The 10,365-nt window shown below is 74.6% G+C and carries 9 protein-coding genes; 3 read left to right on the top strand and 6 right to left on the bottom strand.

The annotated features are described in order from the left end of the window. Positions 1 to 71: 71 nt before the first annotated feature. Genes ACWEJX_RS06245 through ACWEJX_RS06235 form a run of 3 tightly spaced genes read right to left on the bottom strand, consistent with a single transcriptional unit; the run spans position 72 to position 2,696 of the window. On the bottom strand, positions 72 to 302 hold the full coding sequence (locus ACWEJX_RS06245; RefSeq protein WP_451606349.1) for a hypothetical protein: 231 nt from the start codon (positions 300 to 302) through the stop codon (positions 72 to 74). A 20-nt stretch (positions 303 to 322) separates the two neighbouring features. After that, positions 323 to 2,482: a 4-alpha-glucanotransferase gene (malQ, locus tag ACWEJX_RS06240; RefSeq protein WP_451606348.1), complete on the bottom strand. Its 2,160-nt coding sequence runs from the start codon at positions 2,480 to 2,482 to the stop codon at positions 323 to 325. A 1-nt stretch (position 2,483) separates the two neighbouring features. Further along, positions 2,484 to 2,696 carry a hypothetical protein gene (locus ACWEJX_RS06235; protein WP_451606356.1) on the bottom strand — a complete coding sequence of 71 codons (213 nt, stop codon included), beginning with the start codon at positions 2,694 to 2,696 and terminating at the stop codon, positions 2,484 to 2,486. Between the two features lie 241 nt (positions 2,697 to 2,937). Between ACWEJX_RS06235 and ACWEJX_RS06230 the strand changes: the two genes are divergently transcribed. Then, positions 2,938 to 6,006: a beta-N-acetylglucosaminidase domain-containing protein gene (locus tag ACWEJX_RS06230; RefSeq protein WP_451606347.1), complete on the top strand. Its 3,069-nt coding sequence runs from the start codon at positions 2,938 to 2,940 to the stop codon at positions 6,004 to 6,006. Between the two features lie 23 nt (positions 6,007 to 6,029). Here ACWEJX_RS06230 and ACWEJX_RS06225 read toward each other — a convergent pair whose 3' ends face one another. Then, positions 6,030 to 6,608, bottom strand: coding sequence for an HNH endonuclease (locus tag ACWEJX_RS06225; protein ID WP_451606346.1), 579 nt, complete (start codon positions 6,606 to 6,608; stop codon positions 6,030 to 6,032). 266 nt (positions 6,609 to 6,874) lie between these two features. Here ACWEJX_RS06225 and ACWEJX_RS06220 point away from each other — a divergent pair, with 266 nt between their 5' ends. Continuing rightward, positions 6,875 to 7,948, top strand: a complete 1,074-nt coding sequence (locus ACWEJX_RS06220; RefSeq protein ID WP_451606355.1) for a mechanosensitive ion channel family protein — start codon at positions 6,875 to 6,877, stop codon at positions 7,946 to 7,948. 46 nt (positions 7,949 to 7,994) lie between these two features. Continuing rightward, positions 7,995 to 8,228 carry a hypothetical protein gene (locus tag ACWEJX_RS06215; RefSeq protein WP_451606345.1) on the top strand — a complete coding sequence of 78 codons (234 nt, stop codon included), beginning with the start codon at positions 7,995 to 7,997 and terminating at the stop codon, positions 8,226 to 8,228. 1,214 nt (positions 8,229 to 9,442) lie between these two features. Here the strand turns inward: ACWEJX_RS06215 and ACWEJX_RS06210 are convergent. Together ACWEJX_RS06210 and ACWEJX_RS06205 are read right to left on the bottom strand one after the other, a co-directional pair. Next, complete coding sequence (locus ACWEJX_RS06210) at positions 9,443 to 9,649, bottom strand: DUF397 domain-containing protein (RefSeq protein WP_451606344.1); 207 nt, start codon at positions 9,647 to 9,649, stop codon at positions 9,443 to 9,445. Further along, positions 9,646 to 10,332: a DUF5753 domain-containing protein gene (locus ACWEJX_RS06205; protein ID WP_451606343.1), complete on the bottom strand. Its 687-nt coding sequence runs from the start codon at positions 10,330 to 10,332 to the stop codon at positions 9,646 to 9,648. Before ACWEJX_RS06205 ends, ACWEJX_RS06210 begins: the two co-directional genes overlap by 4 nt. Positions 10,333 to 10,365 lie beyond the last annotated feature (33 nt).

Genomic DNA, 10,365 nt, shown 5'->3' with positions numbered 1-10,365 from the left:
GGCCGCCGCGCGGACCCCACGTACCGCGCGGCGCCCTCGTCGACGTATGAGTGAGGCGCGAGCCCGCGGGCTCAGGCCTTCTTCTTGGACCTGTCGAGCACCATCACCAGACCGGCGATGACCAGGAACAGCAGGATCGGCAGACCCACGTACAGGCCGAGGGTCTGGGCGACACTCAGCCCCGGGGCCGGGTCGTCACCGTCGTCGCGGGTCAGCGCGAGCGCGGGGGACGACATGAGCAGCATCATCAGCGTCGTACCGGCCGCGACGGCGCCGGCGCGCAGGGCGTTCTTCTTGTCCACGGTGCAAAAGTAGCGAACACCTAAACGGAGCGCGCGCCCGGGGGTGCCGTACGGGCGCGCACGCCCCCTCCGCCCTCCTCCGCGACCCGCTCCGCGACCGTCCGCAGCAGGTCGTGGGCGCGTGGCGAGGCGGCCAGTTGCTCCAGGGTGACGGGCTGTCCGTCGGGGCCGGCGACCGGCAGCCGCCAGTTGGGGTACTGGTCCCAGGTGCCCGGCAGGTTCTGCGGCCGGCGGTCGCCCACCGCGTCCGGCAGCCACACGCCGACCATCCGGGCCGGGGTGGCGGCCAGGAAGCGGTGGAAGGCGCGGACCTCGGCGGCCTCGTCGCCCGGTCCCTCGGGGAGGAACCCGAGCCGTTGCAGCACGGCCAGCCACTCGGCGGTCTCGGCGCCGTCCCGGCCGCGCTCCCGCTCCAGGTCGCCCGTGAGCAGCCCGAGCCGGTGGCGGAGCGTCACGTGGTCGCCGGTGAGCCGCGCCGCGGTGGACGGCAGGTCGTGGGTGGTCGCGGTGGCCACGCAGCCAGCCCGCCACTCCTCCGGCGCCAGCGGCCGCCCGCCGCCCGTCCAGTCGCGCTCGAACCACAGCACCGACGTGCCGAACACCCCGCGCCGCGCGAGCACCTCCCGCACACCCGGCTCGACGGTGCCCAGGTCCTCGCCGACGACCGCCGCCCCGGCCCGGTGGGCCTCCAGGACGAGGAGCGCGAGCATGGCCTCGGAGTCGTACCGGACGTACGTGCCCTCGGTCGGCTCCAGGCCCTCCGGCACCCACCACAGCCGGAACAGGCCCATCACGTGGTCGATGCGCAGCGCGCCCGCGTGCCGCAGGAGTTCGCGGAGCAGTCCGCGGTACGGGGCGTAGCCCTCGGCGGCGAGCGCGTCGGGGCGCCAGGGCGGCAGGCCCCAGTCCTGGCCACGGGCGTTGAACGCGTCGGGCGGGGCGCCGACGGACATGCCGGCGGCGAAGACGTGCTGCTGCGCCCAGGCGTCGGAGCCGTCCGGGTGCACGCCGACGGCCAGGTCGTGGACGATCCCGACCGGCATCCCGGCCGCGCGCGCGGTGCGTGCCGCGTCGGCGAGCTGGCCGTCCGTCAGCCAGGCGAGCCGGCAGTGGAAGTCGACCCGTTCGGCGAGCTCGGCGTCGGCCCGTACGACGGCCTCGGCGGTGCGGGGACTGCGCAGCTCCTCGGGCCAGCGGCGCCACTGGTGGCCGTGCCGCTCGGCGAGCGCCTGGTAGGTGGCGTGGTCCTCCAGGGCGCGGCCGCGCTCGGCGAGGAAGTCGCGGTAGGCGGCCCGGCGGCCGGGGCCGAGCTCCACGGTGTGGATCAGCTCCAGGGCACGCCGCTTGGCGTCCCAGACGGCGTCCCGGTCGATCAGGGCGCCCTTGCGGAGGACCCGTTCGCGCTGCTCGGCGGCGTCGCCGAGGATCCGGTCGAGCTCGCCCTGGCGGGCCGGGTCGACGTACGCGTACTCGGGCAGGTCCTCGATCCGCAGATGCACCGGATCGGGGAAGCGGCGCGAGGACGGGCGGTACGGGGAGGGGTCGCTCGGCGCGCCGGGCACGGCCGCGTGCAAGGGGTTGACCTGCACGAATCCTGTGCCGTGGGTGCGGCCGGCCCAGTCGGCGAGCTCCCGCAGGTCGCCGAGGTCGCCCATGCCCCAGGAGCGGGCGGAGAGCAGGGAGTAGAGCTGGACCAGCAGGCCGTGGACGCGGGCCGGCGGCTGGGGGGCGCGGGCGGGCGCCACGACGAGGGTGCTGGTGGAGCGGCGGCCGTCGGGGGCCTCGGCGACGAGCCGGTGCACGCCCAGGGGCAGGTCCGGGGGCAGCTCGGGCTGGCCGGGTCTGCACGGCACGGTGAGGGTCCGCCCGTCCTCGGTGGTGACGGTGATCCGGGTGCCGGGCGGCAGGCCGCCGGGCGGGCCCGGGGGCTCCTCGCCCTCGGGCGGGCCCGGGGGCTCCTCGCCCCGCCACCGGACCAGGGTGGGCGGCAGCAGCCGCTCGCGGCCGGCCCGTTCCGCCGCGCCGAGGGCCGCGGCGACCGCCGCCGGGGTGGACGCGTCGACGTCCAGGGCGCGCAGGACGGCCACCACGGTGGCCTCGGGCACGGTGACCGTGACGCCCGCCGAGGGGGCGTACTCGGTGGCGACTCCGTGCAGGGCGGCGAGACGGGCCAGGGTCACGTCACACTCCGGGGGACTCCGAACCGCCCGCGGTGGCGCGGGCGGTGGGTTCGCTGGTGAGGGGGGCCGCCTCGATGAGCGGCGGTTCGCTGGTGAGGGGCGCGGTGTCGGCGAGGGGCGGTTCGCTGGTGAGCGGGGTGCCCTGCCGCGGGATCCCTATCCGTTTGCCGCGGGTGCCGCGGATGTGGTCGGTCTCGTGGTCGGTGGCGGTCACGGGGTCTCCGGGTTCGTCTCGACAGGTGCGGTATGCCGCGGGGGCAGCAGGAGGAGCCCTACCCACCGCTCCCCGTTTTACCGGCGGAATTCGGCGAAACGGTGCCAGCTCGCCGAAAGGCCACCGGGCAATGCGGACAGTTCGACCACGCGCATTGACACTCCGTCGGATCGAGTGGTGGGCTCGTAATCCACTTGTGACCCAAGGGGGCACAACCGTTCAAGGGTGAAGGGAGTCGCGCGTGCACCTCGGAGGCGGGACCGGACGTGCCGGACGCGGGAAGCGGACCGCGACGGCCGTGGCGGTCGCGGTGATCGGCGGGCTCCTCGGCGGTGTCGTACCGGGCGGCGCGTACGCGGCCCCGGGCGCCCCCTCCCCCGCCACCGTCCCCGACCAGCCCGCCGCCGACCAGCCCGGCGCCGACGCCACCCCCGCGGTCTGGCCCCGGCCCCAAGCGCTGACCGCCACCGGCGGCCCCGGCGTCACGCTCGGCACCGAGGTCACCCTGCTCGCGGCCCCGGACGCCGATCCGTACGCGGTCGGCGCGCTGCGCGAGCTGCTGCGGGCGGCCGGGGTGCGGACCGTGCACGAGGCGCTGCCGGGGCGCGGCGCGGTGATCCGGATGGGCGGCACCGCCGAGACGCAGGCGGCGCTGCGGGCCCTGAAGGCGCCCGAGCGGGGCGACCTGCCGTCCGGCGGCTACCGGCTCGCGACCGGCCGCCTCCAGGGCCGGGACACGGTCGCGCTCGACGGCGGCGGCGGCGACGGCCTCTTCCACGCCGTGCAGACGCTCCGTCAGCTCCTCGGCCCCGCGCCCCGCGGCACCCTGCCCGGCGTCGTCGTGCGCGACTGGCCAGCCACCGCCGTCCGCGGCCTCACCGAGGGCTTCTACGGGCGCCCCTGGTCGCCCGCCGAACGGCTCGCCCAGATCGACTTCATGGGCCGCACCAAGCAGAACCGCTACCTCTACGCCCCCGGTGACGACCCGTACCGCCGGGCGCTGTGGCGCGAGCCCTACCCGGCCGCCGAACGGGCCGCCTTCCGGGAGCTGTCCGCGCGAGCCGAGGCCAACCACGTCACGCTCGCCTGGGCCGTGGCGCCCGCGCAGGCCATGTGCCTGTCCTCGGACGCGGACGTGGCCGCGCTGAACGACAAGATCGACGCGATGTGGGCGCTCGGAGTGCGAGCCTTCCAGCTGCAGTTCCAGGACGTCAGCTACAGCGAATGGTCCTGCGACGACGACGCCGACGCCTTCGGCAGCGGCCCCGGCGCCGCCGCCCGCGCGCACGCGCACGTGGCCAACGCGGTCGCCGCGCACCTGAGGGTCACGTACCCGGGCGCCGCGCCGCCGCTGTCGCTGGTGCCGACCGAGTACTACCAGGACGGCGCCACCGACTACCGCACGGCGCTCGCCGACGCGCTCGACCCGCGCGTGGAGGTGGCGTGGACGGGCGTCGGCGTGGTGCCGCGCACCATCACCGGCGGCGAACTGGCCGGGGCGAAGGGCGCGCTGCGCCACCCGCTGGTCACCATGGACAACTACCCGGTCAACGACTACGCCCAGGACCGGCTCTTCCTCGGCCCCACCACCGGCCGCGAGCCGGCCGCGGCCGTCGGCTCCGCCGGCTTCCTCGCCACCGCCATGGAGCAGGCCGCCGCCTCCCGCGTCGCCCTCTTCACCACCGCCGACTTCGCCTGGAACCCGAAGGGCTACCGGCCCGACGCGTCCTGGCGCGCCGCCGTCGACGAGCTGGCCGGCCCCGACCCGGCCGCCCGCGAGGCGCTGCGGGCGCTCGTCGGGAACGGCGCGAGCTCGATCCTCGCCCCGAACAGCGAGTCGGAGTACCTGAAACCGCTGACGGCCGCCTTCTGGGCGGCGCGCACGAGTCCCGACCCGGCCGTACGGGAGAAGGCGGCGCGCGAACTGCGGGCCGCGTTCACCGTGATGCGTCAGGCGCCCGCACGCCTCAAGGGCACGGCGGACGGCGCGCTCGGCACCGAGGCCGGGCCGTGGCTCGACCGGCTCGCCCGGTACGGCGCGGCGGGCGAGACGGCCGTCGACATGCTGCTCGCCCAGGCGCGCGGCGACGGCGCCGGGGCGTGGCGGGCCCAGCTGGAGCTGGAGCGGCGGCGCGCCGAGCTGCGGCCGGGGCAGCCGGGCAGTCAGGTGACCGTCGGCAAGGGCGTCCTGGACGCCTTCCTCGCCCGCGCGGCGGCCGAGTCGGCGGCCTGGACGGGCGCGGACCGGCAGCGCCGCCCCGATGTGAAGCCGGAGGCGGCGGCGCCGGACGGCTCGTACACCGTCCGGCTCGACCGCTCGCGGCCGCTGACGGCCCTGACGGTGATGACCGACCCGGGTTCCGCGGCGGGCGGCGGGCCGGTCGGCTTCGTGGAGGCGTACGTACCGGGCGAGGGCTGGCGCCGGATCGGCCCGCTCACCGCCTCCGGCTGGACCCAGGCCGATCTGAAGGGCCTGCGGGCGGACGCGCTGCGCGTCGTCTGGGACGGCGCGCCGGGGCGGGTGCGCTCGCTGGTGCCGTGGTTCGCCGACGAGCCGCGCGCCGGCCTCGAACTGGCCCGCACCGAGACGGACGCCGAGATCGGCGGCCCCGCGCAGCGGGTGGACGTGACCCTGGTGGGGCGCAGCGCGGGCGAGGTGCGCGGGCCGCTCGCCGCCCGCCCGCCGAAGGGCATCACGGTCCGCCTGCCCAAGGAGGCCACGGTGCTCCGCGGCTCGAAGTCGGTCGTCCCCCTGGAGGTGTCGGTCGCGGCGGACGTGCCGTCCGGTTCGTACGCCGTGCCCGTGTCGTTCGAGGGCGAGGAGCGGGTCCTGACCGTGCGGGCCTTCCCGCGTACCGGCGGCCCGGACCTGGCCCGTACGGCCACGGCCTCGTCCTCCGGCGACGAGACGCCCGACTTCCCCGCCGCGTACGCCCTGGACGGCGACCCGGCGACCCGCTGGTCCTCGCCCGCGGAGGACGGCGCCTGGTGGCAGATGGAGCTGGCGGAGCCGGCCCGGGTGGGCCGCGTGGTGCTGCACTGGCAGGACGCGTTCGCCTCCCGCTACCGGATCCAGGTCTCCGCCGACGGCCGCGTCTGGCGCACGGCGGCGACGGTCCGGGACGGCCGGGGCGGGGTGGAGTCGGTCCGGATGGACGCGCCGGACACGCGTTTCCTGCGGGTGCAGGGGGACGCGCGCGGCTCGGAGTACGGCTACTCGCTGTGGGCGGTGGAGGCGTACGCGGTGGAGGAGGCGCCGGTGCCGGAGCAGACGGCGGAGGAGCCGGGCGCGGAGCCCGACCCCTCGTAGCCTCCGAACGTCGAAGGCCCGGCTCAACCCGTCGTCACGGCCCCCCGGGGAGTCTTCCCCTGAGGAACGGTGGCGACCGAGTCGATCCGGGCCAGGACGTCGTCCGCGCCGTACGGCTGGAGGTAGGGCAGCCAGCGCGGGTCGCGATGGCCGGTGCCGATGATCCGCCAGGCCAGTCCGGTCGGCGGGGCGGGTTGGTGATGGAGCCGCCAGCCCAGCTCGCGCAGGTGCCGGTCGGCCTTGACGTGGTTGCAGCGGCGGCAGGCCGCCACCACGTTGTCCCAGGCGTGCGTCCCCCCGCGGCTGCGTGGCACGACGTGGTCGACGCTGGTTGCGACGCCACCGCAGTACACGCAGCGCCCGCCGTCGCGGGCGAACAGGGCTCTGCGGGTCAAGGGAACGGGCCCCCGGTAGGGGACCCGCACGAACCGCTTCAGCCGCACCACACTGGGCGCGGCGACGACACGGCTCTCGCTGTGCAGGAAGGCGCCGGACTCCTCCAGGCAGAGGGCCTTGTTCTCGAGGACGAGGACGAGCGCGCGGCGGAGCGGTACGACGCCGAGTGGCTCGTACGACGCGTTGAGGACCAGGACATGCGGCACGGATGCCTCCTATGACGCCGGCGGCGCGTGGCTCGCGCCGGGACGAAACTGCAACCAGTCTCTCCTCATGCCGGGCCGGTGCGCCACCACGTGCGGGTAATGCCCCTGAGGTGTTCTCGACCACATCGGCGCGCTCACGGGAGTCTTCCCCGGCCGTGGCCCGTCTTCCCTCTTGCACATGTGCGCCGAGGCGCCGGGGGCACCGCGCGTCCCCCGCTAGTGTGGATGGATTGCGAACACCTGCCTGGAGGTCCCCCGTGCCCGCCGTGTCCTGGTCCGCCGCCCTGCTGGCCGCCGACGATCCGACGCAAGTACCGGTGACCCTTGACGAAGCGGCCGAGCGGGCGACGGACGCCGCGGGCTGGGTCGAGCAGAACTGGTCCACCTGGCTGAACACCGGCCTGAAGATCGTCCTCATCCTGGTCGTGGCGTTCACCCTGCGGATGCTGGTCCGCAAGGCGCTCACCAAGCTGATAGACCGCATGAACCGGTCGGCCCAGGCGGTCGAGGGCACGGCCCTCGGCGGCCTCCTCGTCAACGCGGAGCGCCGCCGCCAGCGCTCGGAGGCGATCGGCTCCGTGCTGCGGTCCGTCGCCTCCTTCCTCATCCTCGGCACGGCCGGCCTGATGGTGCTCGGCGCCTTCAAGATCGACCTGGCGCCGCTCCTCGCCTCGGCCGGTGTCGCCGGTGTCGCCATCGGCTTCGGCGCCCGCAACCTCGTCACGGACTTCCTCTCCGGCGTCTTCATGATCCTGGAGGACCAGTACGGCGTCGGCGACTCCATCGACGCGGGCGTCGCCTCCGGCGAGGTCGTCGAGGTGGGACTCCGGGTCACGAAGCTGCGTGGCGTCGACGGCGAGATCTGGTACGTCCGCAACGGCGAGATCAAGCGCATCGGCAACCTCAGCCAGGGCTGGGCCACGGCCGGCGTCGACATCACCGTCCGCCCGACCGAGGACCTGGACCAGGTGCGCGCGGTGATCGCCGAGGCCGCGGACCTCATGTCCAAGGACGAGCCCTGGAACGAGCGCCTGTGGGGCCCGATCGAGGTCCTCGGCCTCACGGAGGTCCTCCTCGACTCCATGACCGTCCGCGTCTCCGCGAAGACCATGCCCGGCAAGAAGCTCGGCGTCGAACGCGAACTGCGCTGGCGCATCAAGCGCGCCCTCGACGCGGCCGGCATCCGCATCGTCGGCGGCCTCCCGCCCCAGCCGACCCCGGAAGCCGCCCCGAAGGCCGACCCCACGGCCGCCATGTCGGCCCCGTCCGTCTTCGCCTCCCCGTCGTCGCCGCAGTCGGCGGCGGCGACGCCGCTGCCGAAGGCGGACCTGGGCAAGTAGCGAATTCCGGTACCGCCCGGTCCCATGTGGCCGTAGGGTCCGCCCCATGTCCCCGAGAATCAAGCTGGCCCTGCGGCTGTACGCGACCCCGGTGATCGGCACCTTCGTGCTGGCCCTGCACCACAAGCTGACCACGGGAAGCTGGACCTTCCCGGTGCTCTTCACGGTCCCCGTCCTCGCCTGGGTCAGCTGGATCTTCTGGCAGCAACGCAATCCGGAGGCGGTGGCCCGCCTGGAGGCCCGCCGGGCGGAGCGGATGCTGAGCAAGACGGGCAAGTGACCCGGGCCGGCCCGGGTGCCGTACGACGAAGGGGCGCCCCGCGTCGTACCAGGCTCGCGGGGCGGGCGTTGCGTTTCTCGGCAACGTGCGGCCGCCCTCACTCCGAGTGTGGCCCCCTCCGCCGGCCCCTCAAGGGCGCTCCTTCGTCGCGTCGCTGCGCGATGGGCTTCGCCCACCCTTGACCGCCCGGCTCCGGCGGCCTTTTCACACTCGGAGGGCGGCCGGGGGCGGGGCCGGCGGGGCGGTTCGGGTATCGCTGCCGCCGTAGGCGGGCCGGCGGGCCGGTGGTGGGTGGGCTTCGGGTATCGCTCCCGAAGGGAGTTGTCTTCCAGGCCGGTGGGGTGGGGCTCGGTCAGTGGCGGGGTCGGTGATTCCGTCTCCGCCGCCGCGGGGTGCGCGGCAGTGGAATGGGGTGCCCGATCCCGGCTCAGCGGCTCCCCGTCACTCTCCGGCCGGGCCTCATGCCCCGCTGGTCACTCCGAGTGGGTGGTGAGGCGAACCCTAACTCCGCCATCAACCACCGCAGTCCGCCACGGCATCGCCCCCAGCCCCGCCAGAACGGCCCCGCCGCAGGTTCATGGCGGAGAAAGGGCTCGCGACGGCTGGGTTCGAGCAGCCCTAAGTACGCCACACTCCCGAATCACCGCCCCCGGTGGGGCGGAAGGGGACGTCTGTGACTCCCGAGACGGTTCATGGCGCGGTTAGGGTTCGTCGCCCCTCCCCCCACCGCGAATGACCAGCGGGGCATGAACCCCAACCAGACGGCAGCAGCCAGCCGCTGAGCCGGGAATGGGCACCCCATTCCACGTCCGCGCACCCCGGGACGGCGGATACGCACCCACCCGCCCCGGCCACAAACCCAGCCCCCACCCACCGGGCAGCACGAACCCTCAAGCAGGAGCGATACCCGAAGCCCACCCACCACCGGCCCGACAGCCCGGCGACGGCGGGAGCGATACCCGGACCCCCGCGCGGCCCCGCCCCCCGGCCGCCCTCCGAGTGTGAAAAGGCCGCCGGAGCCACCGGGTCAAGGGTGGGCGAAGCCCATCGCTTGCGACGCGACGAAGGAGCGCCCTTGACGCGGTGGCGGAGGGGGCCACACTCGGAAAGAGGGCGGCCGCACGTTGCCGACGCAGGCAACGCCCGCCCCGACCGCCTCGTACGCCGCGACGCCGGACGCCCTCCGTCTCGTACAACCGCACCGGGGGTGCCGGTCAACGGCCGAGCCGGCCGCCCTTGACGCTCGCGACGAACGAGGAGAACGCGGCGGCGGAGAGGTCGAGGACCGGGCCGGTCGGGTTCTTGGAGTCGCGGACGGGGACGAGGCCGCGCGAGGCGGCGAGGTTGGCGGCGACCTGGACGCAGTTGCCGCCGTTTTCGCTGTAGGAAGACGTGAACCAACGGGGGGATTCGGTCGTCACCACATGCCCTTTCGTGCCTGCTCAATCATGGCCACGGATGCCGCCTGCGAAGGGGCTTCGGCCTGGAGTTGATGGTAGGCCGTCAGGGTGGGGACAACCGCAGTGGTATCGCGCTCAAGGTGCCCCCGCTGCGAGGACTCCGCGTACGACATGAGCGAGCGGTCCGGCAGCGTCAGCACCACGATGGGCAGGCTGAACGGCCGTCGGTCCCCCATGGCGAACGGGGCCACTTGGAGCACCGTGTTCGGCTGCTCGGCGAACTCGATGAGCCGGTCGAACTGGGCGTCCATCACACCGGGCCCGCCGATGGGCCGCCGGATGCAACTCTCGTCCAGCACCACGAAGATCAGAGGCGGAGGCGTCCGAAGGAACGCCGCCTGCCGTTCTGCTACGAGGGACACTCGCTCAGCCGCCTGCTCGGGTGTGGACGCTCCGCGTCTGACGGCGCTATCGGCAATGGCGGCCGCGTACTCGGGAGTCTGAAGCTGACCGGGGATGACGCCGACTTCGTACAGCCGGATCTCCGCCGCACGCCCCTCGTACCCCACGAACTCGGGGAAGCCCTCCAGCAGTGCTCCATGCCGGATCTCTCGCCACTGCCGTTCGAACGTGTCAGCGGTTCCCTCCATGCCGAATACGCGATCCGCACTGCGCACGTCGAGTGGACCGCCGAGCCGGCGCACGTACGTCCGCCCACAGAGGACGAGCGGAAACGC

It is taken from the genome of Streptomyces sp. NPDC004788, assembly GCF_053601115.1.
This window is presented reverse-complemented; position numbering and strand designations above follow the sequence as displayed.

What these genes read in the sequence shown, in the direction of transcription:
- ACWEJX_RS06215 (WP_451606345.1), top strand. Translation starts at nt 7,995, where the DNA reads ATGTCCCCGAGAATCAAGCTGGCCCTGCGGCTGTACGCGACCCCGGTG.